Source organism: Sphingomonas sp. BK345, assembly GCF_014193845.1.
Lineage (GTDB): Bacteria > Pseudomonadota > Alphaproteobacteria > Sphingomonadales > Sphingomonadaceae > Sphingomonas.
Window position 1 is genome coordinate 786,070 of record NZ_JACHZX010000002.1, and the last position, 25,250, is coordinate 811,319.

27 protein-coding genes and 1 pseudogene are annotated in these 25,250 nt (G+C 63.7%); 8 read left to right on the forward strand and 20 right to left on the reverse strand.

Translation table 11 applies throughout. From position 1 onward, the window contains the following. Positions 1–135 precede the first annotated feature (135 nt). Positions 136–867: pseudogene (locus tag FHY03_RS08870) on the forward strand (IS5 family transposase); the annotation flags it as partial. 78 nt (positions 868–945) lie between these two features. On the opposite strand, the gene FHY03_RS08875 reads toward FHY03_RS08870, so the two are convergent. The 7 genes from FHY03_RS08875 to FHY03_RS08905 all read right to left on the reverse strand — a co-directional run bounded on the left by FHY03_RS08875 (position 946) and on the right by FHY03_RS08905 (position 10,413). After that, complete coding sequence (locus FHY03_RS08875; protein WP_183930123.1) at positions 946–1,851, reverse strand: hypothetical protein; 906 nt, start codon at positions 1,849–1,851, stop codon at positions 946–948. Positions 1,852–1,854: 3 nt separating this feature from the next. Further along, positions 1,855–4,932, reverse strand: a complete 3,078-nt coding sequence (locus FHY03_RS08880) for an SH3 domain-containing protein (protein WP_183930124.1) — start codon at positions 4,930–4,932, stop codon at positions 1,855–1,857. 511 nt (positions 4,933–5,443) lie between these two features. Then, positions 5,444–6,217 (reverse strand): alpha/beta fold hydrolase, encoded by a 774-nt coding sequence (locus tag FHY03_RS08885; protein WP_183930125.1) that lies wholly within the window; start codon positions 6,215–6,217, stop codon positions 5,444–5,446. 355 nt (positions 6,218–6,572) lie between these two features. After that, positions 6,573–7,055, reverse strand: coding sequence for a cytochrome c (locus tag FHY03_RS08890; protein WP_183930126.1), 483 nt, complete (start codon positions 7,053–7,055; stop codon positions 6,573–6,575). A 12-nt stretch (positions 7,056–7,067) separates the two neighbouring features. Further along, the gene (locus FHY03_RS08895; RefSeq protein WP_183930127.1) at positions 7,068–8,303 is read right to left on the reverse strand and encodes a molybdopterin-dependent oxidoreductase; all 1,236 of its coding nucleotides are present in this window, start codon (positions 8,301–8,303) and stop codon (positions 7,068–7,070) included. Between the two features lie 89 nt (positions 8,304–8,392). Continuing rightward, positions 8,393–9,475, reverse strand: coding sequence for a TDT family transporter (locus tag FHY03_RS08900; RefSeq protein WP_260158791.1), 1,083 nt, complete (start codon positions 9,473–9,475; stop codon positions 8,393–8,395). A gap of 65 nt (positions 9,476–9,540) precedes the next feature. Continuing rightward, complete coding sequence (locus FHY03_RS08905; protein ID WP_183930129.1) at positions 9,541–10,413, reverse strand: LysR family transcriptional regulator; 873 nt, start codon at positions 10,411–10,413, stop codon at positions 9,541–9,543. A 146-nt stretch (positions 10,414–10,559) separates the two neighbouring features. On the opposite strand from FHY03_RS08905, the gene FHY03_RS08910 reads away from it, so the two are divergent. After that, complete coding sequence (locus FHY03_RS08910) at positions 10,560–11,627, forward strand: molybdopterin-dependent oxidoreductase (protein ID WP_076718489.1); 1,068 nt, start codon at positions 10,560–10,562, stop codon at positions 11,625–11,627. Further along, entirely contained in the window at positions 11,624–12,136 is a 513-nt protein-coding gene (locus FHY03_RS08915) for an MgtC/SapB family protein (protein WP_183930130.1), read from the forward strand. The genes FHY03_RS08910 and FHY03_RS08915 overlap by 4 nt, the downstream gene beginning before the upstream one ends. Before the next feature lie 51 nt (positions 12,137–12,187). On the opposite strand, the gene FHY03_RS08920 is transcribed toward FHY03_RS08915, so the two are convergent. From FHY03_RS08920 to FHY03_RS08940, 5 genes are all read right to left on the reverse strand, one after another. Then, the gene (locus FHY03_RS08920; RefSeq protein WP_021224441.1) at positions 12,188–12,958 is read right to left on the reverse strand and encodes an anti-sigma factor; all 771 of its coding nucleotides are present in this window, start codon (positions 12,956–12,958) and stop codon (positions 12,188–12,190) included. Next, positions 12,955–13,464 carry an RNA polymerase sigma factor gene (locus FHY03_RS08925; protein ID WP_021224442.1) on the reverse strand — a complete coding sequence of 170 codons (510 nt, stop codon included), beginning with the start codon at positions 13,462–13,464 and terminating at the stop codon, positions 12,955–12,957. Before FHY03_RS08925 ends, FHY03_RS08920 begins: the two co-directional genes overlap by 4 nt. 1 nt (position 13,465) lies before the next feature. Further along, positions 13,466–14,905 (reverse strand): YncE family protein, encoded by a 1,440-nt coding sequence (locus FHY03_RS08930; RefSeq protein ID WP_076718492.1) that lies wholly within the window; start codon positions 14,903–14,905, stop codon positions 13,466–13,468. Between the two features lies 1 nt (position 14,906). Beyond that, positions 14,907–15,272, reverse strand: a complete 366-nt coding sequence (locus tag FHY03_RS08935) for a DUF305 domain-containing protein (protein WP_221190048.1) — start codon at positions 15,270–15,272, stop codon at positions 14,907–14,909. A 90-nt stretch (positions 15,273–15,362) separates the two neighbouring features. Continuing rightward, the gene (locus FHY03_RS08940; RefSeq protein ID WP_183930134.1) at positions 15,363–15,656 is read right to left on the reverse strand and encodes a hypothetical protein; all 294 of its coding nucleotides are present in this window, start codon (positions 15,654–15,656) and stop codon (positions 15,363–15,365) included. Between FHY03_RS08940 and FHY03_RS08945 the strand changes: the two genes are divergently transcribed. Next, a complete protein-coding gene (locus FHY03_RS08945; RefSeq protein WP_183930136.1) occupies positions 15,649–16,293 on the forward strand; it encodes a recombinase family protein in 645 nt (214 codons plus the stop codon). The genes FHY03_RS08940 and FHY03_RS08945 overlap by 8 nt on opposite strands. A 23-nt stretch (positions 16,294–16,316) precedes the next feature. Here the strand turns inward: FHY03_RS08945 and FHY03_RS08950 are convergent, their stop codons facing one another. Beyond that, entirely contained in the window at positions 16,317–17,750 is a 1,434-nt protein-coding gene (locus tag FHY03_RS08950) for a transposase (RefSeq protein ID WP_260158792.1), read from the reverse strand. Between the two features lie 189 nt (positions 17,751–17,939). Between FHY03_RS08950 and FHY03_RS08955 the strand changes: the two genes are divergently transcribed. Beyond that, a complete protein-coding gene (locus tag FHY03_RS08955; protein WP_183930138.1) occupies positions 17,940–18,524 on the forward strand; it encodes a recombinase family protein in 585 nt (194 codons plus the stop codon). A 296-nt stretch (positions 18,525–18,820) separates the two neighbouring features. Here FHY03_RS08955 and FHY03_RS08960 read toward each other — a convergent pair whose 3' ends face one another. From FHY03_RS08960 to FHY03_RS08975, 4 genes are all read right to left on the reverse strand, one after another. Then, on the reverse strand, positions 18,821–19,039 hold the full coding sequence (locus tag FHY03_RS08960) for a hypothetical protein (protein WP_183930140.1): 219 nt from the start codon (positions 19,037–19,039) through the stop codon (positions 18,821–18,823). After that, on the reverse strand, positions 19,036–19,569 hold the full coding sequence (locus tag FHY03_RS08965) for a hypothetical protein (protein ID WP_183930142.1): 534 nt from the start codon (positions 19,567–19,569) through the stop codon (positions 19,036–19,038). Before FHY03_RS08965 ends, FHY03_RS08960 begins: the two co-directional genes overlap by 4 nt. Before the next feature lie 171 nt (positions 19,570–19,740). Continuing rightward, a complete protein-coding gene (rclC, locus tag FHY03_RS08970; RefSeq protein ID WP_183930144.1) occupies positions 19,741–20,382 on the reverse strand; it encodes a reactive chlorine resistance membrane protein RclC in 642 nt (213 codons plus the stop codon). A gap of 15 nt (positions 20,383–20,397) precedes the next feature. Beyond that, complete coding sequence (locus FHY03_RS08975; protein WP_260158793.1) at positions 20,398–20,817, reverse strand: carboxymuconolactone decarboxylase family protein; 420 nt, start codon at positions 20,815–20,817, stop codon at positions 20,398–20,400. Between the two features lie 26 nt (positions 20,818–20,843). Between FHY03_RS08975 and FHY03_RS08980 the strand changes: the two genes are divergently transcribed. The 3 genes from FHY03_RS08980 (at position 20,844) to FHY03_RS08990 (ending at position 23,912) form a co-directional block, all read left to right on the forward strand. Further along, positions 20,844–21,785, forward strand: coding sequence for an AraC family transcriptional regulator (locus FHY03_RS08980; protein ID WP_311721350.1), 942 nt, complete (start codon positions 20,844–20,846; stop codon positions 21,783–21,785). Between the two features lie 169 nt (positions 21,786–21,954). Further along, a complete protein-coding gene (locus FHY03_RS08985) occupies positions 21,955–22,578 on the forward strand; it encodes an isochorismatase family protein (RefSeq protein WP_183930146.1) in 624 nt (207 codons plus the stop codon). A gap of 230 nt (positions 22,579–22,808) precedes the next feature. After that, positions 22,809–23,912, forward strand: coding sequence for a hypothetical protein (locus FHY03_RS08990; protein WP_183930148.1), 1,104 nt, complete (start codon positions 22,809–22,811; stop codon positions 23,910–23,912). On the opposite strand, the gene FHY03_RS08995 is transcribed toward FHY03_RS08990, so the two are convergent. From FHY03_RS08995 to FHY03_RS09005, 3 genes are read right to left on the reverse strand one after another with little or no spacing between them, the layout of a single operon-like run. Beyond that, positions 23,844–24,293, reverse strand: a complete 450-nt coding sequence (locus tag FHY03_RS08995; RefSeq protein ID WP_183930150.1) for a nuclear transport factor 2 family protein — start codon at positions 24,291–24,293, stop codon at positions 23,844–23,846. The two genes, FHY03_RS08990 and FHY03_RS08995, sit on opposite strands and share 69 nt — an antisense overlap. Next, the gene (locus FHY03_RS09000; RefSeq protein WP_183930152.1) at positions 24,283–24,723 is read right to left on the reverse strand and encodes a DoxX family protein; all 441 of its coding nucleotides are present in this window, start codon (positions 24,721–24,723) and stop codon (positions 24,283–24,285) included. Before FHY03_RS09000 ends, FHY03_RS08995 begins: the two co-directional genes overlap by 11 nt. A 52-nt stretch (positions 24,724–24,775) precedes the next feature. After that, complete coding sequence (locus tag FHY03_RS09005) at positions 24,776–25,204, reverse strand: DUF983 domain-containing protein (RefSeq protein ID WP_183930154.1); 429 nt, start codon at positions 25,202–25,204, stop codon at positions 24,776–24,778. Positions 25,205–25,250 lie beyond the last annotated feature (46 nt).

The following is a 25,250-nucleotide window of genomic DNA, read 5'->3' on the forward strand; positions in this document are numbered from 1 at the left end:
TCGTTGATCAGAGCGTCAGCTTTTGCCGTAACCCGCTGTTCAGATCGCGCAACCGCCCGGTGGCTGTGCGCGAGGGTGGACGATCAGGCTTCGGTGGAATTCCACGGGGTTGCGACACATGTTCCGGAACGACCGATGTGGAGCCCGACCGCCCGCGCGCAGCATAGCGCGCGCGGGCCTGCGCTATGGAAGCGATCTCACCGATGTAGAGTGGCGGCTTATCGAGCCGCATCTGCCGTCACCTCGACCATGCGGGCGACGTTGCCGGTGGTCGATGCGCCGGATCATCGAGGCGCTTCTGTATGTGCTGCGGTGGGGCTGTCCATGGCGGCTCCTGCCCGACAGCTTCCCGCCGTGGGGCACCGCTTATGGATGGTTCTCCGAACTGCGCGACGGCGGCGTGTTCGAGAGCCTGAACCACCATCTGTTCCAGCGGGATCGTGCCCGCCTCGGTCGAGCGCCTTGACCATCGGCCGCCGTGATCGACAGCCAGAGTGAAGACCGCCGAAGCGAGCGACCCGAAGGGCTATGATGCCGGCAAGAAAGTCATTGGGCGCAAGCGCCACGCCATGGTCGATACCGATTGCCGCGCTCTCGAACTGCTCGTTCACCCAGCCGACTTGCAGGATCGTGATGGCGCGGTGCCGCTTCTCCGACAATCTCGGCGGCGGCATCCCTTTGTGGAGCGCGTCTTCGCCGACAGCACCTACAACAGCGCGCGCGTTGCGAATGCCACCTCCATCACCATTAAGATCGTCTGCAAATTCGTCGACCAGACCGGCTTCGCGGTCCATCTGCGGCGGGGTCGTCGAGCGTACCTTTGCCTGGATCAACCGAAACCGACGGCTGGCCAAGAACCGCAGCGCTCGTCCTCGTACGACGCCTCGCTCGTTACGTATGAGATCCAAACCGGGCTCTTAGCGGAGTATCGAAGCTCGGAGCACCTTACCGTAGGCGCGAAGCAACGTCAGCGGCGATTGACCCGCCAAATATCCATCCGCCAGCCTGCTCGCCCGCGTAACTCGAAAGCGTTGTTACGACGGCGCATCCGGCAAAGCCGAGTCCACCGGTTGTCAAACCCATAGCCCCGCAGAGCATGCCTCCAGCAGCCATTCCTACGGCCGATCCAGCACTCTTCCCGAAGTCCTCCAACGCGGCCTGCTGCTCATCCTTCGTGGTTGCATTATACATGCGCACACCGGCTTGCGTCAGATCGGTTGCAACGACCATGTAGCCGCCCGTACGAAGAAGCGCCGCCACCGGCCCTCCGACCGTGACAAGCTTCGTATTAATTTGCGCATTGCTTTTGAAAGAACTCTGAATCGCTTCCTCGGTCCTTCCCCAAAAAATCTTTTCTGTGGGCGTCCAACCTCCAATCCTACTCCCATCAGGAAGTGTTATCTTGGCTCGATTGCGGTCGAGAACCTTAAAGAGCATCGATGGGAGCGGGGTTTCTGCTCTGACGGTTTGTTTCGCCACGTCCCGTGCGATAACAAATCGCGACGCCACCTCGTCGGTTACCTGCTTACCTTCCCTTACCCAAATCTCGTGCAAAGACTTGAGTTCATTCATGTAATTGCTCCGCGCCTTATAGATCGCGTCCGTGAATTTACCCGGCAACCCGCTGCCCGCAGCCCGGATGGCATAAGAGTTTCTGAGACTTTCGACAGACGACGAGATCGCGTCTATCGTTGTTTTGGCCTGCTCGAGATTGTCACCAGGAATGATAAGTGCATCGTCACCGCGCCGGATGGGCTCGTTCGCTAGGCAAATCAGCTCGGCCGCTCTAAAACGATCTCCCGTCCTTCCCGGAAAATCTCCCGGGAACTTCAACGGCGGAGCGGAAGCCAACTGCTATTCCTCTACGGCCGGCAGTACGATGAACGGGATCGAAATCCCGTCAGGGCTCTGCATCTCATACGCGTGATCATCAGGTTGTTGCAGCCAATCCTGCTCCTCCGGCCATGTGAGCTCCACGCTCGTTTGTCCCTCCTCGACCTCGACAATCTTCTTAGCCTCTCCGTCGAGGGCAAAGGTCCAGCTTCCTCCGACGACACCCGTGGCAAATGATATAGCTATTGAATTGGCGGTGAGCACCCGCGCTGACGCTCTTGTCCCAGATGCGCCTCCACCATCATACCCAGCAAGGCTGTTATAGTAGTTCGCCAGCGCCTGTTGTCTCGCGGCCTCAGCGGATTTCAACCGAACGGTCTGAGCCCGCATTTCCTCCGCATATGGTTCTGTTGCAGGCCTGACGCCCATAAAGGAATCCACAAACAGGCCGGGCGATGCCACTCGAAGTTCATGCTCTCGCAGCGGCAATGTCCCCGCTTCCGACTTTTCGACGGTCTCCGCGAGCGCCGACGACACTCGTTCAATTTCGGTTCGCAGCGCTCGGTAGAGATTTGCCAATTCAAAGCGGTCGGCCCCGTTTCCAAAGTCGAGGCGGAGTCGCTTTCCGGCAAGCTGTGCATCAACGATAGTCTGGAAATCAGCGGAAAAGTTGAGCATCCCCGTTCGCTCTCCTCGACCCTTGTCGATGTCAATGCTGTACTCCTTGCCGAGGAGTTTAATGAGACTATCCAGAATGTATGACCAGTAGGCATTAAAGAGCTTCGCGTAATCCTCGCTCCCTGGCGCCGCCGCGACGGGGAAGGGTAGGTTGCGAAGATCAAACACGTCCAGTGCGTTCTCAAGATCATAAAGATCAAAGAGCCGAGGGACTGTGATTCCACTGCCTGCGACGACCTCGATCCCGCTCTCGGTCAACATCTGCAAATTGTCTACATAAACCCCCGCTGCATAAAGGTTGTACAAGCGGAAGAAGAGAAGGTTAAGGGTCCTCCCATCGTTGATGTTATGAATTTTTATTGTTGTCGATTCAGACCGAGAATAGTCAGACTTTATGGATGTAGATGTCCTGACTTCTCGTTGGGTTTTGCGAGTGATGTTGTGAGCCGCCTTACGAGCAATTCGCTCCATATTTCTGGCGAATTGTGCCGTGGTGTTTTTTGACTCTCCGGAAGCCCCTACTGAACCGCCGACCGGTCCATAGGAGCCACTGGCAGAGGCGGACCAGCTCGAAGTCTTTGTGGTTTCATTCGAGGTCTTTGCCTCATTCTCGATTTCGGTCGATAGCTCAAGGGTGTCCGTTTCTGTGAGATCGAGAATTGACGTCGTTGACCGCGTTTCTTCAGTCGCCTTCGAGACCTTTTGCTCAATTGTTACGGTTCGCTCCTCGCCCGGAGCAAGGTTGATCGTGTATACGAGATCGCCCAACTCGGAACTCTTCCAGCTTGTTCGATAAGTGAGCGCTTCCTCAACATATAGCCGAGGGAACTTTACCGGCATTATTCCGCGATACGGTCTCTTGAAGATTACGTACTTGGTGAGGACCTGGCCCTTTGTCAGACTCTGCTCATATACGGGCAGCCAGATGGCTGTTCGTCGACGAAAGGTTTCGTCACGTTCGCACTGAGCGATGATGCTGACGAGGGTGTCTCCTTGGGCGGTTCGATACTCCGCCCCTTGCTTTTCGAAGCGATATGATCGCAGTCCCTCCCGTTTAAGCAGTTCATCCTGTCGCTCGGTCCAAGGGTCAAAATCAACAGGCACGTCGCGGTATTTAACCACTTCGCGCTCATGCTGAATACGCTCTGTCCATTCCCGGCGACCGGAGGAACTGCCAAGACCAAAAAAGCCGTCATCGTGCCACTCGCTTACACGCTTGTGTTCGGTGACCCAATGGATGCGAGTTACGTAAGGCTGGTAAAGCTTGCCTGGCTTGATCGTAATCTCAGTAGCATCCTCATACGTGTACTTTATGTCAGAATCAGTTATATTTAGTATATAGCCAAGATCCGACGCGCGATCGGCGAGAATCTCTAAGCTTGAACGTCGCTCCAATTCGGGCGACTTCATCTTAAGGACACCGGCGATAAGTGCGTCGATCTCTGGTCCTGTTAAAAGCCCTGAAATTCCCTGCTTTCCTAGTTCAGTCGCCTGCTTGTCCAGACTGGAAGTGAACTCGGTGAGCGAAACCAGCTCGCTATATTGTCGCAAGATGATTGCCGGTCCAAGATCAACCTCTTCGGCGCTTGATATAAAAAGTCCTGCATCCAGTGGTGCGGCTGGACTTTTGACAGCCGGCGTGGCCGATTGAAGACGCGTGCTCAACATCGTGGTAAACGCCTGCCAATCGGCAAAATCTGCGGCAACGATCGGTTGCGCTTGGTCATTCGAAGTCAGCAAAAACATTCGATTAGCAAGCCGATGTTGCAATGCGAATGCGGCTGGTCTAGTCTGAAAAACGGCCTCAAATTGACTGACACCTAAACCAGCTGGCGGGTTCTTCCGCTGGAGAACTGGTTGGTCAACATCACCTGTATAGAGGAAATCCGCTTTTAGCGTGTCGAAATTTCTCGCGTTCAGACCCCAAGAAGCAATAAAGTATGACGCGAAATACGATATATTATCAGCTCTTGTGAAAGGTATACCAGCAGCTTCGGCTCCGTAATCAGTTCCTAGACGTGGTGATAATGTATAGTCCCAATCGATTGAAATCTCACGCGATCGTGAAAGCGACAATGCCTCGGTCGGCTTCGCCTTCACACTGGGAGGCCGTATTGTCATGAAGTCTTTAAGCTGGAGAAATTCGGCTTCGTCGAAGAGCTTGTGACGATTGACTGGAGACTCCGGCGGACCCTCGGAGCGCGGACGTGCTCCCCGACTGGTTATCAAGCTGGTCGCGACGTAGCCTCGGTAACTCTTGTTTCTCAGGATCGTCCAAACTTCCGCCCATCCGCCTCCCTCGAGGCGGATCAGATTGACCCACTGGCCTCTGGGCAGGGTAGTGATTTTGTTCGAATCATCGCCTGGGTCGTAAGGAGAGGACCTTAAATTCACCTGTCCCGTCGTGACATAGGTTTCCAAGGCGCCCTCCCCTCGAGAATATAGCAGCCAACCACAAATCCTCGGGCGATGCTATCAGTAAAGGCCTGAGGGGCGCAATCTCGCGAAGGTCCGTCGCAAGATATAACAAGATTGGGGTAGGCTTTCCCCGCGATAGCCACCGGCGAAGAGGCTGTTGTGGAACAGTGGCGGAATGAGGGTGGGCGATCAAGCTTCGGTGGGATTCCAGAGGGTTGCGACACCTGTTCTGGAATGACCGTTGTGGAGCCCGACCGCCCGCGCGCAGCATAGCCCGCGCGGGCCTGCGCTGCGGTTGCGTTCTGGCGGACGCCGATTGACCGCTGCTGGCCGAACCGGCTGTTCGATAAATCGCGAAGGAACAGCAGTAATGTCCCAAGCCTCGCCAATCGAACGCTCGCTGACAAAGATGAACGACCGGCGGGTTTCGGGGGCCGCGATGAGCCCCCGGAATGACTGGGATTGGGTCGATGCTGCCGACATCGCGCAAGCGAGCCGTCCAGCGGGTGGAGCTTCACCTCGTCGCGTCGAGGATGACGGCGACTGTCTCCTCCGGCGTGTCCCACATCGGAAAGTGGCCGCTGCCATCAAACCAGTGGAGCTCGGCGCCGGGAAAGGCTGCCTGCGCGCGCGCAGCCTGTCTGGGGAGGCAGAGCCGGTCTTGCCTGCCCCACCCGATGACGACCCGGCCGGTGCCGGCAGCGGCGGGACCGGACTGCTCAGGTCCCGCGGCAAGGCTCTGGACCAGCGCATCGAACGTCGGCGTTCTACTGAGACCTTCCAGCTCGGTCGCGACGGTCTCCCCGTCAAGCGCCCAAGGACGCGCGGAGAGCTGAGCGAGCAGCGCCGTGCGCGACGCTGCGTTCCGGCTCAACGCCGGCAGAGCTGGCCGGATGGCGCGCAGCAAGCGACCGGAGGCGCCGATGGTGGTTCTGAAGAAGGTTCGCTCCCACCCTCGCCAGAAGCCGCCAGGATCAAGCGCGACGACGTTGCCGACGAGTCCGCGCCGCGCGAGCTCAAGCACAATCCGCGCGCCCATGGAACTGCCGACAGCATCGACGCCAGACAAACCAGCCTCCGCGATGTAACGCTCGACGCTGCCGACCAGACCATCAAACGTCCCGCTGTCGGACTCGGCAAGGGTAGCCCCATGGCCGGGAAGGTCGACCGCGATGACCTTCCGCGAGGCGCTGAGTGGGCCCAAGACGGTGCTCCACGATCGCCAACTCCCGCCCAGGCCGTGGATCAGAAGCAGCGTGCGTCCAGTGCCGCGCTCAATCGTGTTCATGCCGCCTCCGCCCTGTCGCTGTGAGAAGCTCAACGAGCACGGTCGCTTTGCGGGCCCGGCCTTAATCGGTTGACGGGCGCTGGAGATCGGCCCCTAGGCCCACGCCAGGAGGCGGTGAGCCGGGTGAGTCTTCCTGTTCAGAGAAGGGTCCTTGAGTATGAACGAGCGACCGCTTGCGAGTAGCGCTACGTTTGCACTGAATGGCCGCTTGTGGGTCTGCGCGGACGATGGGCAATTGCGAGTGAAGCACCAGATCAGAGTTGTCTCGCAAACGATCGTGGCTGTTGAAAAAGTCCTACTGAAGGCTGCCGATCGTCTGTCGAAATCGCCTTTTTAGATTATGCGAGAGGTTTGCTTATCCGGTTCCACCTGAGACATCAGGAGCCACCTTGGGGTCGGGATCCTGTGCCTTGCCGGTTGCGGGTGCCGCTTTCTGGCTCGGCATAGCGGTGAGATAAGCAACGATCGCGTCAACGTCCTTCTCGGCCACCGGCGCCTTGTACACCTCACGCATCTTGGTGACGGTCGCCTTCCACTGGTCCGCCGATAGCGCAGGCTGAGTTAGCGCCATGCTGGCCGAGTGGCACGAAGTGCAGTTGGCGTTGATGACGTCGGCGTGCGGACCATCGGGGTAGGTAGCGTCATCGACCGGCAGGTCGACGATGGTCGAGGCGAGCGAAAAGCCGCGGGCTGAGACGCTGGTGGGCGGTGCCGGCTCGGATGTCTCGGAGATCGGGGCAGGCGCCTTGCGGCTGCTCGGCGCCCCGATCGAGACGAGGATAATGCTGGTCAGGCCGATCAGGCCAGCGGCCATGATGCCGGGAGACGGGGTCTTCATGCTACTCGCTCCTCAGGCCGCGATGATGGTGGTCGTCTCGATATTGCCGCGCATGAACCCGCCCGGGTTCCAGATCGGCTTCATCGGCTGGGCGACACCGTTGGTGTTCCAGCAGCGCACCATGATCGGGTTGGCACCGCGTCGCAGCGGCACGCGACCATCCCACCGACGGAAGCTGTACCTGCCCTCGTCCGCTCCGAGCGTCGTCCTGTACCAGGTGCGGCCTCCGTCCGACGATACATCGACCTTAGCGACGCCGCAGTCGCCGCCCATCGCGATGCCGCCGACCGGGATCGACGCCTCATAGGCTATCGCCTGGCCATCGGGCAGGCTGGTCATCCAGCTGCGCGGGATCATGCGGTTGATGGGGACAGTCGGGAAGTCTCTGGCGCCGGGCGCGACATTCGCGCCCGGCGTCGCGGGGATCTTGTAGGCCTTGGCCATCCAATACTGGTCGTCGGGGCCGGGCAGTACCTCGATCGAGTTCAGCATCTTGACCCAATAGGTCGAGTACCAGCCCGGCACGATCAGCCGGCAGGGAAAGCCATTGAGGAGCGGCAGCTGCTCGCCGTTCATGCCGAAGGCGATCATCACTTCGCCGTCGCGGGCATGGTCGATGTCGAGCGCCTTCTCAAAGTCAGGGGCGCCCGCCACGACCGGTTGATCGAGCGCACCGAAGCGCACCTGCACCGCGCCTGTCTTGACCCCGGCGAGGTCGAGCACGTCGCGCAGGCGCACACCGAGCCATTTGGCATTGCCCATCGCGCCGTTGCCCCATTGCGCGCCGGCAACACGTGGCTGGAACAGCCCACGGCTGTTTCCCGAGCATTGGTTGACCGCCGCCATCTCGACCCGCGGCAGGCGCAGCAGCTGGGCGAGGCTGATCGACAGCGGTCGGTTGACGTGGCCGAAGACGTTGAGGCGGAAAGTCTCGACATCGATCGAGGTCGGGATGTCGGCCCAGTGCCAGCGGACGAAGAACTGGTCGTTGGGCGTGAACACCGACTTGTCGAACACGTCCATCGGCGTTTCCAGCAAGGGCGGATGGACACGCTGGACGATCATGCTGCCCTTGCCGGGAAAGGCGCTGGTCATCGGCCGTTCGGCATTGCCGCCAGGCAGCTTCAGGTCGACGAGCTGCTGCGCCAGTGCCGGCGCGGCGGCAAGGCCGGCGGTACCGAGCGCGGCATGCCTGAGAAAGCGGCGACGGCTGGTCTCACTCGCCAGTCCGGCGTCGAAATTGTCCATGACAAGGCTCTCCTGTGGCCAGCCAGGCTGGCGGATCGAAGGGGCGTTTCGCAAGTGATCGGACCGACTGATCCGATCATCATGGCGGATCAGTTCGGGGTGGCGATGCAGGGTGAGACGAACAGGTTGCCGCGCCATGCGCCGGCCAGCGTCTTGGCGCCGACGAGCAGCCACATCGCCGCAAGCGCGACTGTCAGCACCGTGCCGGCGAAACCGAAGAAACCGAGGTTCAGCGTCGTGGCTAGGCGGAAGGTGGCGACGGTGTAGACGCCGAGCGGAAAGGTATAGCCCCACCAGCCCAGGTTGAACGGGACGCCGGCGCGCCAGTAGCGGATGGTGATGAGCGTCGCGAGCGCCAGCCACCACAGGCCGAAGCCCCACAGGCAGAGTCCGGCCACAACGCCGATCCCTTGCGCGACGCTACCGACACCGGCGAGCCCGTGTGCAGCGAGGATCGCCGGCGCATCCGCCCCGAGCACCAGCATACCCAGAGCACCCGTGCCGATCGGCCCCAGCGCCAGCCAGGAGGACGCCGCCATGCTCTCATGCGGCAGCTTGTGGAGCGCCATGCGCAGGATCAGGATGGCGAGGATGCCGAACGCGACCGGCACCGAATAGGCCCACAGCACGTAGGAAGTGGCGAGCATCGCGATCTGCGCGTGGGGATCGGTCAGATGCGGCGCGAGCAACCCGCCACTGGCACCCGCCACTTCGGCTGCGACGACCGGCAGCAGCCATACCGCGGTCATGCCGTCCAGGCTGTGCTCGTGGCGGGTGAACATCAGGTACGGGATCAGCACGCCGCATGCGAGCGACATGGCGACGTCGATCCACCACAGGACGTGTGCTACCGGCACGATGCCGTTACCGAACCGCGCGATTCCGAAAGCGAGGCAACCGTTGATGATCGTCGCGAGGCCCATTGGGATGGTGCCGATGAACATCGATACGGTGTTGTGCCCGAAGATGCGCCTCGCCTCGTGCCCGAACATCGCCCAGCGCGCGCCATAGAGGCCGGCGAACAGCGCGAAGAGCGCGATATTGAAGAACCACAACACCTCCCCAGCCGGCTTTAGCGAGGGGCCGATGCCGGGCACCTGCGGCAGCGCGAGGGCGAGGATGCCCGTGCCCATCGTCGCGGCGAACCAGTTGGGCGTGAACTGGCGGATCATCTCGCGCGGATGGTCGAGCCGACTGAGCGGCTTGAGGCCGCTGAGAACGGAGTGCGTGTCGGCAGTCATGCAACCTGCTCCTTGATGAGGTCCGTCAGCGCGTCGGCCGCGCGGGTGCGATAGCGCTCCTTGTGGCGCAGCGCGTGGAAGGCGCGGTCGGGCAGCCCGAGCGGCAGCTCGACCAGATCGCCGGCCTTGAGCGCACGAGCTACGACCAATCGCGACAAGACGGCAACGCCGGCACCGGCCTCGACCGCGGTACGCACCGCCTCGTTGGACGGGAGCGTCATCGCTACCGTCAGCTGGGCCGGATCAAACCCGCGTGTTCGCAGCACGTCCTCGAAGGTCGAGCGCGTACCCGAACCCTGCTCGCGGACGATCCAGCGTGCAGCGCGCAGCCAGTCCTCGTCGACGCGCCCGGTGTCCTCGCGGCCGACCAGCACCATCGGATCACGCCCGACATGCCAGTGGGCGAGCGCCGGTTCGTCCACCTCGCCCTCGACGAAACCGAGCTCCGCCGCGCCGCTCAGGACCTGCGCTGCCGCACCTTCGGTGTTGTCGATCGCCAGTTCGACCGCGATCTGCGGGTGGCGTTCGTGGAAGGCGGCGAGCTTTGCCGGCAACCAGTAGCTCGCGATCGTCTGGCTGGCGACGATCCGCAATGAACCACGGGCAAGCCCGGCATAGTCCGCCAGCATCGTCTCGGCATGCGCTGCCCGCCCCAGCACCGCGCGCGCTTCCTCCAGAAAGCCGCGGCCTGCTTCGGTCAGCTGGATGCCACGCCCGACGCGGTGAAACAGAGGAACCCCGTAGCGCGCTTCGAGGGCAGCAATCGCGCCGGAGGCAGCGGACTGCGTGACGTTCAGCACCTCCGCTGCCTTGGTAACGTGTTCGCGCTCGGCGACACCGACGAAGATTCTGAGCTGCTCCAGGGTCATGCAGCTTATATCGCGCAATCTGATCGATACGACCAACCGTTTGATCTGCTCATTCCAATCTGGATATCGGAACGATCGGTAATCCTTCGTCTGTGATGGTCTTGAAGACTTGAAGCGATCCGCGCGCTTGCGGCGTTTGTTCGTCCATGACCGATATGATCGAGCGCAAATCCGATCCCTACAACGCCGAGCCGACGCCCGGCGCGCTGATCGAGCGGTTCCTGACGCCGCAGGCGCTGTTCTATGTGCGCAGCCATGGTGCGGTGCCTGATCTGCCTGCCGATCATCGGATCGAAGTGAGCGGGACGGGCATGGCGAGCCGCTCCTTCTCGGTGGAGGAACTGAAAGCTACGTTCCCCACGCGGACGGTGACGGCAGTTCTTCAGTGCGCCGGCAACCGGCGCACTGACCTCCAGCAGGTCGGAAAAACGTCGGGTGATCCTTGGGATGTCGGCGCGATCGGCAATGCAGAGTGGACCGGCGTACGCCTGGCCGATGTGCTCGATGCGGTCGGCGCACCTGATGCGTCCGACCTGTTCGTGGCGTTCACCGGCGCGGACGAGGTGGACGTGGAGGGCGAGGAAGCCTTGTTCGGGGTATCGATCGCCATGAGCAAGGCGCGGCAGCCCGACGTCCTCCTCGTCTGGGCGATGAACGGCGAGCCGCTGACGCCCGAACACGGCGCACCGCTCCGCATGGTGGTGCCGGGCTATGCCGGCGTGCGCAGCGCCAAATGGTTGACACGGATCGAGGTGCGAGACATGCCTTCCGACGCACCGATCCAGGCGCACGACTACAAGCTGTTTCCCGCCGATGTGACGAGCGACACCGTCGACTGGAGCCGGGGTCTGACCATCAATGCCATGCCGCTCAACGCCGCGATCTGCGTGCCCGGCTCTGGCGAAAGCCTGCCGGCCGGGGAGGTGCGGATCGAGGGCTATGCCATCGCCTATGATCGCCGCGTCTCTCGGGTCGAAGTGTCGGTAAACGGTGGTCGCGAGTGGCAACAGGCGACGTTCGCCGATGATCCGGAGACGCACTGGGGTTGGCGGCGCTGGACCCTCGACGCCACGCTCGGCAAGGGGCGCCAGCATCTTGTCGTGCGCGCCTTCGACGAGACCGGACAGGGTCAGCCCGAGCGGCCGGATACGATGTGGAACTTCGCCGGCTATCTGTGCACCGCCTGGCATCACGTTCACGTGCTGGTCGAATGATCGAAGCATCAGCGGCACCGGACGTCGCTTTCTGGATCGATGCGATTGGCCGGCTGGTGGTGGCGACCGCGGCCGGGATGGTGCTCGGCTGGGAACGCTCGCGTGAGAACCGGCAGATCATGGGCCTGCGGACGCTGGGTCTGGTCGGTCTGGCGAGTTGCATCGCCGTGCAGGCGATCGTGCATAGTGGCTTGCCGAACGTGAACGCCGATGCCGCAGGACGGGCGATGCAGGGCATTCTGTCCGGCGTCGGCTTCATCGGTGCCGGTGCGGTGCTGCGGGTCGGCCAGGGTCAGGAAGTGCATGGCCTCGCGACCGCCGCGTGCATCTGGGTCACCGCCACGATCGGCGCGGCAGCGGGGTTGGCAGTGTGGCCGCTCATCATCGGCGGGGTGAGCCTTGCAATGCTCGTCCTGTTCGTCGGTGCGCCGCTGGAACGCCGCATCCGCGAGCGGGCTCGCCTGACGCCGGCCGAGGCCGACAGGAAGGACGTCAAGCGCAAGCCGTGATCCCGCTGGACCGCCCGGTGCCTGTCGGCGTCGGGAAGCGGCAACGTGCAATCAGGACACCAGCGCCGCATCGGCCTGCCGCCGGACTTCATCGGCAATCGGATGCAGCTCGGCCGCAGGCCGCTCGCCCACCACACTATAGCCGATCCCGTCGACTGCCCATGTGACCCGGCCCATGGTCCCGCTGGACGTGCTGGTCATGCTCGCAGTCTTGTCGATCTGCATAGGCCTCGTCAGCACCGCGAGTTTCGACGCTTGCGGTCCGTCGTAGAGGAGCAGTGCCGCAGGGCCGTGAGGCGTCGCGACCAGTCGCCCCCCACCATAGCGATAGCCGGCTGTGCTGAGGTCCGGGATGGTGACGCGCTCACCCAAACGGGCGGAGGTCCATCGGATCAGCATGGCGCGCTGATCCGGACCGATCTCCGCCGGTCGTATCCGGTCGGCGGCATAGACACGGAAATTGTCACTCGCCTCGTTGGCCAGCGCCGCGATGCCTGCGCGGGGTTCACCGCTCCACTTCGCGCTCGACCAACCACCGCCAAACCCGACCGCCAGCAGAAGTGACGCGGCGATGGCGAATTGCCATCGCGGCTGACGTTGCCGCCCCCTGATGGCTGCGACGCGCATCGTCGCCGGGATCGGTTCATCCGCGATCGGGGCAAACAGGGATGCAAGGGCTCGCGCCTGCTCCGCCTGTTCCCGCAAACGGGCATGCAGGTCCGGCTGGCCTTCAAGATAGGCGTCGACCAGGCGCTGCCGCTCGGGCGACAGCCTGCCATCGATCCATGCGGCCAGATCGTCCTCGCCGATCGGGCTGGTCATTGCACGCTCCTCAATCGCGGCCGTTCACCCTCCCGGAGGAGGGTAGCCAGTCGGTCGCGCGCCCGGGATATGCGCGACATCACCGTGCCCAGCGGCACGCCGACAACGGCAGCGACCTCCGCATAGGGCAGGCCCTCGACCGATACGAGGAGCAGCACCGTTCGCTGCTCCTCGGGCAACGCATCAAGGGCGCGCAGCAGGTCGCGGTGGTGTAGGCCTGTTTCCTGATCGGCCGGACGGCCGAGCGTGGCGTCGTCCACGAGGTGGAGCGGAACCGCTGTGCCTCGCCGGCTATGCTGCCGCTGATGGTCGACCAACAGATTGTGCAGGATCGTATAGACCCATGGGCGCACCTCCGCCCCGCGTCGTTGTCGCCAGCGCCCGACCGCGCGCTCGAGACAATCCTGCACCACGTCATCTGCCATTGCCCGATCGCGCAACCACGACCGGGCATAGCGGCGCAGACCGGGGATCAGGGGCTCGATCGCGGCGGCAAGCGGGTCCATGTCAGTCGCGCTGTACCTGCACGATGCGTCCCGGCGCGCCGTTCACCACCTCAGCGACCGCCAGAAAACGGCGGGGCGTCGCGGTGCTGCCTTGAACGATCTGCCGGATCGGACCCGACGCGTTGACGATCGCCGCACCCGCCGGGTTGCTCATGAAGTTGGCAAGCGGCTCTACAGCGCCGCTACCATCCGCGTTGGCGGTCAGCACGAGCATGTAGGGCTTCTTGGGCTGCAAACCGGTAACGGCACTCTGCACGACCTGAATGATGCCTTGGTCGAAGAGGGTGATGCTGCTTGCCGCACCCTTGCCGCCGATCGGCCCCATAGTCAGATGCAACGCCTTGCCGGCCGTGCCGAGCGGCTGGAGATTGTCGGTGCCGGGGCCTGTCGGAACAGCGTTCGGCACATAGGCGATCGCCTGCGGTGCCTGTCCGACCGGCACGGTAGCGACGACCGTGTTGCCAGCGGTGTCGATCGCGGCCAGCTCATCGGCATTCTCCAGCCCGACATAGATGCGCCGACCGTCGCCGGACGGCCAGACACCGTGCGGCATCTTGCCGACTGGAATGGTTGCCACCAGCGTGAAGTCGGACGTGCGGAACACCTTCACCGCATTCTCCCCGCCGACCGTCACATAGGCGAACTGCCCCTTGGCCGTGCGGGCGAAGTTGACGTGATTGGTGATCGGCCCGGTATCCAGCACCTTGAGGATTGTGAAGGGTGGCCTGGCATCGAATGCGACCGTCTTGCCGATGTCCTTTAGCGTAAACCACGCCTGCTTGCCGTCCGGCGTCGCGGCGATGTTGGGGCAGAATGGGCTCGGCTGCGCCACCTGTCCGACCTGCGCGTGGGTCGCGACATCGAACACGGCCAGCACCGGATTGAACGAGGAACAGACATAGCCGTATCGACCATCGGGCGAGAAGATCGTCATGCCCGGACCACCGGGCGTCTTGATGCGGCCCGTCTCCTTGTACGTCGTAGGATCGAGCACGGCGATATAGTCCTCGCCACGTACCGTGACCCAGACTTCCTTGCCGTCGGGCGTGAAAAACGCCTCGTGCGGACTGCGCCCGACATAGGTCGTGTGCTTGACGGTGTTGGTGGCGGTGTCGATCCACGACACGGCGTTCGATCCGATCGACACGACCGCCAAGGTCTTCCCGTCCGGTGAGAAACCGAGGCCGTGGACCAGCACCTGTCCCTTGTAGAGCGGGGAGAAGTTCATCGGCTGCGGATCGCCGAGCTTGATGACGCCGAGCAGCCGGTTGTCGGCCGGGTCCGTCACCGACACCGTGTTGGAGAATTGTTCGGATGCATAGACGCGGTCGCGGTGGCTGACGGGCACATCCCTCGCGTTCCACGGCGCCTGCTGTGCCATGGCAATGCCCGGTGCGGCGCTCATCAGTAAGGCGGCCGAGCGCAGGAAGGTCCGGATCATGTCAGTGCTCCATATGGCTGTGGTGGCCGCCGCCCTGCGTCGGGGCTGGCGTCGAAGGGGGTAGCGGCTGACCGATCGCCAGCTTCATGGCGGCGATCTCCTGCTGCTGATCAATGATGATCTCCTGCGCGATGCGCTTGAGCTGCTCGTTGTGGCCGTAGCGAAGCTCCGCCACCGCCATATCGATGGCACCCTGATGATGCGGAAGCATCATCGTGACGAAGTCGCGGTCGACGTCGCCGGACGGCTTGACCATCATGCCCGCCATCATCCGGTCCATCGCGGCAGTCACCATGCTGGCGTAACCACCGGCAGGGGCGGCCGCGACTGCGCCTGTGAGCAGGGCCGAAGCAGTCAGACCGAGCATCCAATATCGTCTACGCATAAGCCTCCGGCGCATCAGTCCTGAAAGCATAGACGACGCTCGTCCGGGTTTATTCCATGGGTGAGCCGGTTATCAGCCTTCCCGATTGGGAAGGATGATCGGGACGACTGACGGCAGAACGGAACGCTGGACGGCAAGGAAGGTGCTGTTTTCACGAAATGTGTTCCCGATTGCCTTCTCCCTAAACTGGCCGTTGGTAACGAAGAAACGGGAATCCCAATGCGCGTGCCAGAAAAACGACCGGTTTTCTGGCGGTTGCTGATTTTGCCTCGTCAACGCATTCCACCAATCGGAAAACCCGTTGCGGAAACCACTGGCATATTGCAGGCTGTCGGATGTCTTTTCTGGCGGGGTAACAATGCTCATTGGATATATGAGGGTGTCCAAAGCTGACGGGTCACAGACGCTGGCACCCCAGCGCGATGCGTTGCTCTCTGCCGGCGTCGATCCCTCGCGGATTTACGAAGACCTTGCGTCGGGGCGGCACGACGCCCGCCCCGGTCTAACCGCGTGCCTGAAGGCACTGCAACCCGGCAACACACTCGTCCTCTGGAAGCTCGATCGCCTTGGGCGCGATCTTCGCCATCTGGTCGTCACGGCCGAGGCGCTGCGCGAACGCGGCATCGGCCTGAAGGTGCTGGCGGGTGCCGGCGCGCAGATCGACACCACGACCGCCAACGGTCGCCTCGCCTTCGGCATCTTCGCAGCGTTCGCCGAGTTCGAGCGCGAGCTCATCGCCGAGCGGACACAGGCGGGACTTGCCGCGGCACGGGCACGGGGACGGATGGGCGGTCGGCCTCGCAAGATGGACAAGGCCACCCTCGCGATGGCGATGGCTGCAATGTCCGATCGCAACGCAGTCGCAGCCGATGTCGCGCGCCGCCTCGGCATGACGACCACGACACTCTATATGTACGTGAATGGTGACGGCACGCCCAAGGCGCCCGGCCAGGCGCTGCTCGATGGCGTGCCGTACCGCAAAGAACGACTGCGCGCCGCGTGACCGTGCGCAAAGCCCATCAGCGATCAGGCATATCGTCGCGGTGGCGAGACGATCACATCATGCTCGATCGACCGGGCCGATATGGCCGCCGGGGTCAACGCTGCTGGAATGCACCTGCCTCGTCTGGGCTTGTCGGTCAGACGCTGTGGTCGCGCCAGGATCATCAGGTTCATCACGACCGCGCCAATCAGGAATTCCTCCTCCGCTCCGCGGATGCCACGCAGGTGAAGTCGCCGCATGCCATGCTTGCCTTTGGCGTCGGCGAAGAACCGCTCGACCCCGCGCCGCAATCGCATGGATCGCTTGAAGAGCCCGGTTTCCAGTTCGGCCCTAGCGAGATCCCGGGCGTCCTCATTGTCGAGACGAACCAGTGTGCGACGACGGGCCTTCGTGCATGTCTTCCGAAGCACGCAGCCTTCGCAGTCCCGTGCATCGGCAGCATAGCGGTGTACGCCAGTGCGCAGGTGGAAGGTGTAGTGCCGGAGCGTCTTGCCGATCGGACAGGTGAAGCTGTCGGTGTCGCGATCATAGCTGAATGCCGTTCGCGGCAGCTTGCCCTTCGTCTGCTGCGTGCGGTCGATCACCGGGACGTGCGGGATCGCGCCTTGGTCGCGTACGAAACCGAGGAAGCCGGCGCTGCCATAGGCCTTGTCTGCAGCAATCCGCTTGGGGTGATAGTCAAAGCGATCGGCGGCTCGTCCGAGCATGACACGGCCGGCATCGACCTCCTCGGCAAAGAGCGCCGGCGTCGCTTCGACGTCGAGCGCGACGCCGCTCGGCGTGTCGACCAGCGCATTCAGTGCATAGCCGAACCGCGCGCGCCCCGGGCGTGCCGACCAGGCTGCGGCGGGATCGGTTCGCGATACACCCTCGAAATCCTTCGAGCCGCCAGGTTTTGTGCTGATACTACCCTGATCGGCCAGCCACTCCCGGACAGGACGACCGGCGTTCGCTACGTAGGGCAAATAGCCAGGTACGGTCTTGCGCTGCCAGCACGCATCAGCCTCGATGAACGAGGCATCAATCGCGGCGTCCTTGCCTCCGACCAAGCCCTTCCCGATGCAGCGGCGAACCGTGGCCTCGAACAGCTGCCGGAAGACGCCGGCATCGCGAAAGCGTCCGTGCCGGTTTTTGCTGAAGGTCGAGTGGTGCGGAACCTTGTCCCCCGGCGTGAGACGGCAGAACCAGCGATAGGCGAGATTGTAGCGCAGCTCCTCGCACAGACGCCGCTCGGACGTGATCGCGTAGATGCGGCCGATCAGGGTCATGCGGATGAGGAGTTCGGGGTCGATCGACGGCCGACCTCGCGCGCTGTAATGATCAGCCAGCGCTTCTCTCAGCTCGCCCGTATCGAGACATTGATCGATACGACGCAACAGGTGGTTTGCGGGCAACAAGGCTTCTATGGTGCGACGGGACGCCCCTTCCCGCCCACCGCGACAGGCTGGTCCCATCATAGCGGCGCTCCTCACGGTAGGAGTGAAACGAAGGAGCACCCCGGCATGTCCGGTATTTTTCAACAGGCCCGATCGATTTTGATGCGCGGCCATGTGATAACGTGTAGCAAGGTCCAGCGCCTTATCAAAACACTTTCTCAATTGTCTGTAGTTGTGGTAGGCGTGGAAGATGAGTTTTGAGACAACCTCATGCTGATCGGCTACGCCCGGGTGTCGACGCCCGAACAAGATTTGACGCCCCAGCTCGACGCATTGCGGGACGCCGGCTGCGAGCGAACCTTCTCCGACAAGGCGAGTGGCGCCAAGGCGAACCGCGCTGGCTTGGCGGCGGCACTATCGCACGCTCGCGCCGGCGATGTGCTGGTGGTCTGGAAGCTCGACCGGCTCGGCCGAACAATGAAGGGGCTTGTCGACTTGGCTGCCGAGCTGGCCGGACGCGGTATAGGTCTTCGCTCGATCACTGACGGGATCGACACCGCAGGAACAGCCGGCAAGCTCGTCTTCCACATCCTGGCTGCGATGGCGGAAATGGAGCGCGACCTGAATCGTGAGCGCACCACTGCGGCGCTGATCGTGGCACGGCGTGAGGGAAGGGTAGGCGGGCGTAAAACCGTAATGACGCCCAAACGGCTAGAGGCAGCACGAAAGCTTTTCGCTTCCGGGATGACCATTCGCGAGATCGCACCAACGATCGGCGTTTCGGTCCCTACGCTGTATCGCCATCTGCCAGCACCAGAGCAGGAAGTCATAGGTGCAGAGGTGACGGCCGACTAATGTAGCCACGCTTTGCTGTGCGGGCGGAAAGCCTGCATCCCTCATTCGTATACCTGATGTCGTGCCCACCCAACACAGGCCGGACTCGCTTACGGTTCGTTGCGCCGCGTTGCGGCGTTAGGACATCGCCAATTGCCACTTCGCTGCTACCGCGGCCATGCGGAATAGTGAAGGGCAAGCAGTGGCTCTCCGCCGCGATCGAGCAGCTTATAGCGGCCAAGGCCTTAGTAGGCACAGATAGTGTTGAAGTTCCGGTCAATGGCTAGCCGGCACTTGTCAATCGTCGGCGTTTGACGTCAGTATTGTGTCCCCATGGTGTTGGTTTTGCACCAGATGGCATGCCGTGCTCTCATCTGGGCCGCGGCAGCGAGCAGCATTTCCACTTCCTCAGGCGTAACCCGGAGCAGGAAAGGGATGATGACCCGCAGCAATCCAATCAACTGAACAACACGCCCGCTACAATCGCTGGTAGCGCTTGGATGAGCGCGATTGAGATGATGAACAAGGCGCGTCATCGTGAAGAGTCCTTCGGCGATGCGACAGCGATGATCGTGATGAAGATAACTAGAACGAGAATAATAGCGATAAGACCATCGCCGGTCTCCTCCGAAAGCCAGCTATACAGCCAAGCAGCCGAGCTCACCGCGACGGTCGCCTGTATCAGATGTGTGGCCAAACGACTTTTTGTAGCCGGTACGCGCCAGCGGTCGACCATTGATCGTACCAAGGCAAGCTTTGCTGCGGAGATGCCCGTTGCGTATGCAGCTGCGACCTCCCCCTGACCGAGCTTGGCACCTTTGAGCCTGTAGAGCACGGCGTACCGGCGGATCGCCTCTAGTCGCTCGTTCGCGAGCTTGCTGACAGGGCGGTGGCCGAACACAAGTGCCTTGAAGCGGTGGGCGCGTCCGCCGGTGCGAAGCGAGCGGGCATCGTCGCTTCTGGAAACAAGCACTGCCTGCCGCTCAAGCTCTTCCAGTTGAAGAGGACGGGTTGAGGTGACCGCGCAGCCGGCGCTGATTGCGAGTTCCAGGTCGAGATAGGCCATGGGACGGCTCCTTTCGATGATCTGGATACGTCGTGCTCACTCGGGCGATTAGACAGTGAAGCGGCACTTCATTCTTGCTTGCAGCGACGGCAATCGGACGTGTGCGGCGTTCTGCATGGAGTATGCGCGAGCCGGCGGACGCCCAAATAGGTGTGCCGCCGGGTCGAGGTATCACGCCGCCTGGTCGGTCAGGAGCGCTGAGGGCGGGGAACGCAGCTGGTGGATCTCCGCAGAGCTTCTATCCTCCCGTAGTAGAGCCCGAGCGGTGTCCACCAGCACCAGCCAGGCTCCGGCGAGGAGTGCGACGTCCTTGAGCACGAGGCGACCGGCACCGGACAGGTAGGGGAAGCCGTGCTGCGCGTCGCCCAGCGCCGGCACCCATGCCTCGGGCGTCGTGACGAGGAAGGACAGCGTCACGAACGGCGTAGCGAAGGCGAGGGCGGCGCCAACGAGGCCGATGCGCCGCGAGAACAGGCCGGCAAGGGTCAGACCGCCAATGACCAGCTCGACCGTGCCTAGGCCGGTCGAGAAATCATAGGTACGATTGGCCGCCTGCCACGTCCGCTCCGCGGGCTTCAGCTCGCCTTCGTGGGTGAGATGCGCCTTGTACTCGGTCGGGTGCTCGTAGAAGAACGACATCACCGGGCTGTTGGCGACGAATGGCGTGATGCTGTCCGCCTCGTAGGGCACGAACTTTAGCGCCCCGATCCAGAGAAAGATGATGGCGATGGCGACCTTCATGGCGCCGATGCCGATGCGGTAGGAGCGCGGCGCGGCGATCGCCGTTAGGCCGCCGCGGATGAGCGTGTTCATGCTTGTTACTCCCGTTCAGGCGGCCGCGAACGCGTCGAGCGTCCGGGTCGAGTAGACCAGTGCGGCGCCAGCGTTGATGGCGGTGGCGACGCCGAGCGCCTCGGCGAGCTCGCCCTCGGTGATGCCGAGCTTTCTGGCCTCGGCCGAGTGGACGGTGATGCAGCCGTCGCAGCGCAGGCTGATCGCTACGGCGAGCGCGATCAGCTCGCGGGTCTTAGCGTCCAGGTGGCCGGTCTTGGCGCCGGCGCCGCTCAGCGCGGCGTAGCCCTTGACGGTGTCCGGGCTTAGCTTGGCGATCTCGCCCACTCCGGCGAGGACCTGACCGCGGTAGTTGTTCCAGTCGAGCATTGACATCTTAGCCTCCATCTCCGTGTTGATGGAGGCTATCTGGGCCGGTGCGTTGCTCGGCGGCATGGCCGCGCGGTGCATCGTCATGTCCGCGCGGATCAAAGGAGCGGAAGGTGGCCGAGGGAGCGGCGGAACTGCTGGAGGCCATGGTGCCGCTGCTGCGCATCCGGCCGGAGATTGAGGACTTCTGCCGCTTCGGGGGCGCATGGGCGTCGCCGCACGAGCCGCGTGGCGCAGGCTGGGCGCAGTTCCACATCGTCACCCGCGGCAGCTGCGTCCTGGAGCGTCCGGGTCTCGGCGAGATGACGCTGGAGGCCGGCGACATCCTCCTGCTGCCGCACGGCGACAGCCACGTCGTGCGCAGCAGGGCGCGCGGCGTCCTGCGACCGATCTCCAGCGACTACCGCAACGGTGTCCGCGACAAGGGCACGCCGGGGGTCGAGATGGACACCGAGCTGCTCTGCGGACGGCTGATGTTCGACGGCGCCGAGGGCAATCCCCTGGTCGCCGCGCTGCCCGACGAGATCGTCATCCGAACCGCGGGCGAGCCGCTGATGGAACGGTTCCGCCGCCTGCTGGTCGACATACGCGACGAGCTCGACGGCGGACTGGCGGGGTCGACCATGATCGCCGCCGATTTCGCGCGCGCCATGTTCGTGCTCATGCTCCGCGACCACTTGGGCAGGGAGTCGGGCGGGGACGCGACGCTGTCGCTTCTCCGCGACCGGGCGGCGGCACGCGTCGTGCTGGCCCTCCTGTCGGACCTCGCTCGCGACTGGACGCTGGACGACATGGCGGCGGTGGCGGTGACCTCTCGCGCGACCCTCGTGCGCGCCTTCCGCCGTCTCGCCGGTGTAGCCCCAGGCGAGTTCCTCTCCGAACTGAGGCTCACCGTGGCCCGCCAGCGCCTTGCCGGCACGTCGGACCCGATCTCGCGCATCGCGGTCGAGGTGGGCTACGGCTCGGAGGGCGCTCTCAGCAAGGCGGTCCTGCGGCGCTTCGGCGTGCGTCCGGGTGCGATGCGCCTGACTGTGAGCGGCGGCGCTGCAGCCTGACAGCGCTTGCGGAGTCGAGAACCGGCTCGTTCCCCCGCTCGCGCATCGTTCCATTACGAGGAACGGTGAATGCCTAGCGATGCGGCTAGTGCTTCGCCGATGGCAACGGCATCTAGTGCCTGTCGATCACGTCGACCGACGCGATACTCAAGATCGAAAGGTAACGACCATGTCCTACGACCGCATCACCTCCGACAACGCCGCGGTGCTCTTCGTCGACCACCAGACCGGCCTCGCCAACGGCGTCCAGACGCAGAATCCCGCCGAGTTCCTCAACAACGTCAAGGCGCTCGTCGCCCTGACCACCGTCCATGGCCTGCCGTCGATCATCACGACGAGCGCCGCCGACGGCCCGAACGGTCCGATCATGCCCGCAGTCGCGCAGGGCCTGCCGAACGCCACGATCGTGCACCGTCCCGGCGAGATCAACGCCTTCGACAACGCCGACTTCGCGGCGGCGGTGAAGGCGACCGGCCGCAAGAAGCTGCTGATCGCGGGCATCTCGACCGAGGTCTGCCTCGCCTTCGCCGCGCTCTCGGCCAAGGAGCTCGGCTACGAGGTCTACGCCGTGCTGGACGCGTCGGGCACCTGGGACAAGCGCGTCGAGGACGTGGCGATCGCCCGCATGGTGCAGGCCGGCATCATCCCCATCACCTGGGTCGGGGTGGGCGCCGAGCTGCTGGGCGACTGGCGCTCGCCGGTCGGCGAGGCTCACGGCAAGGTCATGGGTGAGCATCTGCCCTTCTCCGGCAACAACATCGCCGGCTACCTCAGCGCCAAGGGTCTCGCCTGAGCGCTTCCTTCCGGGGCTCACGCCCCGGACCCACCTCGCGGAGGCGCCGATCGCTACAGCGGTCGGCGCCTTTCGTCGTGACCGGCGCCCTTGGGTCCGGGTGCGTGTAGATCGGAGAGCCGCAAGGTCTTGCTCTCCCGCAACGATCAGCTGGTGGCGGATCACTGCGGCGAACACCATTTCGGCTGCGCAGCACGGCGGGATGTGCGGCTCACAGGCGGGAGGGTCGGATGGAGGAGATCGACTGGGACGACTTGCCGCCCAGCACGGCCACGCAGGTATCCGTGTCGGTGCGGGACTTCACCAACCGTGAGGCCGCGACCGAGCTCGGCAACGTGGTCGGGCAGTGCGTGATGGAGCTCGGCTCCTTCATGGATCTCGCCACCCTGGACGGTGTCACCGTAGCCATCGACTATGACGCCGCCCTCGCCGGTATCGACCAAGGCATGGAGGGGCTTCGCAAGCTCGACCGGACCGACACCGAGGAGCTCCAGGGCGTGGCCAAGACCTTCCAGGTGCTGCGCGACGGTTCGGTGAGGAGCCACATCGTCTTCAACGCCGCCATGCTCGTTCCGCTGATCGCGGGCGATGCTGTGACCGCCGAGGACAGGGAGATGGCAATCGGCCTGATCGCGCACGAGTGCGCGCACGTCGAGGTGGACGCGCGCATGGCCGAGGTCGTGCCGGAGTCCCGGCTGGGCGCGTCGTCCCCGAACTTCGAGCGCGCGGTCCTTTTCCAGATCGCGGAGATCGCATGGTCGGAATACGCCGTCTGCCGCCTCTCGGCCCGCTTCGCTCCACGGCAGAACCAGCAGCACGCGGAGAGCGTTGCGGCGGTCATGCCGGGTGCGCGGGCCCGGGCGAACGATGCCATCAGGTCGTATCGCGTCCACGGCGGCCTGCGCCGTCTGCTTGCGGAGGCCGGGTCCGAGTTGTGCCAGCCGGTCAAGGCGGTCGCGTACCTGCTGGGCGGCATGGATGCGGAAGGCCTCGACTGGACCGACTTCCCTGAGGTCCGCGCGGCGATCGAGGAGGCCCGCTATGCCGATCTGGTGGACGGGCTACGCGAGCGCTGCCGGGCTCTATGGATGACCCGAGGGGAATGGAGCGCGGACGAAGACGTTCTCGGGCCGCTGACGGAGCTGACCCGCGATGTGCTCGCCTCCGGCGGCATCCACCTGCGCGGAGCCGAGGATGGCGAGTGCCACATCAGCGTGCCCTTCACGCCGGACACGATGCCGAAGGCTCCGCGTCGGCGCCGACCCTCAGCGCGGCCGGACGGGGTAGGTGTTGCCCGGGAACGGCCCCTGGTCGAGGAAGCGGTAGAGATATGAGCGTCTCCGGAAGCGCCAGCCGTCCGGTTGCCTCACGAGCTCGTCGTCGTAGAAGGTGTCCTCGCCGCGGCCATGCTCGCGGATGGCGAAGCGCGCGGTGGCCCGGTCCCCGTCGATGTCGATGACGCCGGTATGGGTCATCTGCATGAAGTAGTGCTTGACGACGAACAGGCCCTCCAGCATCCCGACGATGGCGTCGCGACCCTCGCTGCGCGGGGGCAGCGGTTCGCCGATCTCCCAGACCGCATCCTGGTCGGCCCAGAGGCTGCGGAAGGCGACGACGTCGCGCTCGTTCACCGCGTCGGAGAAGCGGGCGGCGAGGCGCTGGATCTCGGCCTCGTCCTCCAGTGCGCGCAGGCGGGTCTCCATGTCAGCGCCCATGGCGCGTCTCCTGCCGCCTGGCGCGCTCGGCGACGAGTGCGACCAGGATGAGCCCGCCGATCAGGCCGGCGTGCTCAAGGAACGTGGCCATGGCATCGAAGCGGGCGTTGCTCTGCAGCGTCCAGAACGGGTGCGCGATCACGGCGCCTAACGCGGTGAATCCGCCCAGCATGCCGGCACCCAGCCAGACCAAGCGTCCGGTGAGGACCATGAGCGAACCGACGAGCTCCACGGCGACCGTCAGCCCTGCCATCACCGCCGGCGCCGGCATCCCGAAGGCCGCCTGCTCGGCGACCGCGGCCTCGAACCCGGCGAGGTGGCCGGCTGCCGATACGAGGTAGACCAGCACGATCGCCAGCCGAGCCGCAAGCCAGGTGCCGCGCCATTCCAGCAGCGTCTCGATCGCGTGCGGCGTGTCGGTGGTGTTCATCATCGTTCTCCCGATGCGAACCGAACCGGGCGCGTTGCCCCCGTTCCCGGTTCTAGTCCGCGAAGTCGCTGAGGCCGGGGCGATCGTGCAGGCGGCTCCAGAGCCTCTCGCTTCCAGCCTCCTGCGCCCGGTTCACGTACTGCGACGCGACGAGCCAACCCTTGATCGGCTGGAGCGGCAGGATGCAGCCGAGCACCGTCAGCGGGGCCGATGTGAGCAGGTGCACCCACCACGGCGGATCGAACGCGATCTGGACCCACACGATGAGGAACACGAGCGGGAAGGCCACGATGCAGAGCGAGAAGAAGGCGGGTCCGTCATCAGGGGCTGCGAAGCGGTAGTTGAGTCCGCACTCGTCACACTGGTCGCTGAGCTTCAGCCATGACCGGAACATGTGACCCTTGCCGCAACGCGGGCAGAGCCCCGACCAGCCGGTTTTCAGGATCCATCGTAGGTCTTGCTCTGCGGCTGCCTTGACCATCTCTCGTCTCCTCGTCTCGATGGAGCCGTCCTACTTGCGATGCGGA

Coding starts and splice junctions, on each gene's coding strand:
- FHY03_RS08925 (WP_021224442.1), bottom strand. CDS start 13,464: ATGGACCCGCTTGCCGCCGCGATCGAGCCCCTGATCCCCGGTCTGCGC.
- FHY03_RS08950 (WP_260158792.1), bottom strand. CDS start 17,750: ATGATGGGACCAGCCTGTCGCGGTGGGCGGGAAGGGGCGTCCCGTCGC.
- FHY03_RS08895 (WP_183930127.1), bottom strand. CDS start 8,303: ATGGACAATTTCGACGCCGGACTGGCGAGTGAGACCAGCCGTCGCCGC.
- FHY03_RS08920 (WP_021224441.1), bottom strand. CDS start 12,958: ATGACCAGCCCGATCGGCGAGGACGATCTGGCCGCATGGATCGATGGC.
- FHY03_RS08975 (WP_260158793.1), bottom strand. CDS start 20,817: ATGACGATGCACCGCGCGGCCATGCCGCCGAGCAACGCACCGGCCCAG.
- FHY03_RS09000 (WP_183930152.1), bottom strand. CDS start 24,723: ATGAACACCACCGACACGCCGCACGCGATCGAGACGCTGCTGGAATGG.
- FHY03_RS08890 (WP_183930126.1), bottom strand. CDS start 7,055: ATGAAGACCCCGTCTCCCGGCATCATGGCCGCTGGCCTGATCGGCCTG.
- FHY03_RS08940 (WP_183930134.1), bottom strand. CDS start 15,656: ATGAGCATTGTTACCCCGCCAGAAAAGACATCCGACAGCCTGCAATAT.
- rclC (WP_183930144.1), bottom strand. CDS start 20,382: ATGAACACGCTCATCCGCGGCGGCCTAACGGCGATCGCCGCGCCGCGC.
- FHY03_RS08990 (WP_183930148.1), top strand. CDS start 22,809: ATGGAGGAGATCGACTGGGACGACTTGCCGCCCAGCACGGCCACGCAG.
- FHY03_RS08900 (WP_260158791.1), bottom strand. CDS start 9,475: ATGATCCGCCAGTTCACGCCCAACTGGTTCGCCGCGACGATGGGCACG.
- FHY03_RS08960 (WP_183930140.1), bottom strand. CDS start 19,039: ATGACGCGCCTTGTTCATCATCTCAATCGCGCTCATCCAAGCGCTACC.
- FHY03_RS08985 (WP_183930146.1), top strand. CDS start 21,955: ATGTCCTACGACCGCATCACCTCCGACAACGCCGCGGTGCTCTTCGTC.
- FHY03_RS09005 (WP_183930154.1), bottom strand. CDS start 25,204: ATGGTCAAGGCAGCCGCAGAGCAAGACCTACGATGGATCCTGAAAACC.
- FHY03_RS08915 (WP_183930130.1), top strand. CDS start 11,624: ATGATCGAAGCATCAGCGGCACCGGACGTCGCTTTCTGGATCGATGCG.
- FHY03_RS08945 (WP_183930136.1), top strand. CDS start 15,649: ATGCTCATTGGATATATGAGGGTGTCCAAAGCTGACGGGTCACAGACG.
- FHY03_RS08955 (WP_183930138.1), top strand. CDS start 17,940: ATGCTGATCGGCTACGCCCGGGTGTCGACGCCCGAACAAGATTTGACG.
- FHY03_RS08905 (WP_183930129.1), bottom strand. CDS start 10,413: ATGACCCTGGAGCAGCTCAGAATCTTCGTCGGTGTCGCCGAGCGCGAA.
- FHY03_RS08910 (WP_076718489.1), top strand. CDS start 10,560: ATGACCGATATGATCGAGCGCAAATCCGATCCCTACAACGCCGAGCCG.
- FHY03_RS08995 (WP_183930150.1), bottom strand. CDS start 24,293: ATGGGCGCTGACATGGAGACCCGCCTGCGCGCACTGGAGGACGAGGCC.
- FHY03_RS08885 (WP_183930125.1), bottom strand. CDS start 6,217: ATGAACACGATTGAGCGCGGCACTGGACGCACGCTGCTTCTGATCCAC.
- FHY03_RS08965 (WP_183930142.1), bottom strand. CDS start 19,569: ATGGCCTATCTCGACCTGGAACTCGCAATCAGCGCCGGCTGCGCGGTC.
- FHY03_RS08930 (WP_076718492.1), bottom strand. CDS start 14,905: ATGATCCGGACCTTCCTGCGCTCGGCCGCCTTACTGATGAGCGCCGCA.
- FHY03_RS08935 (WP_221190048.1), bottom strand. CDS start 15,272: ATGCTCGGTCTGACTGCTTCGGCCCTGCTCACAGGCGCAGTCGCGGCC.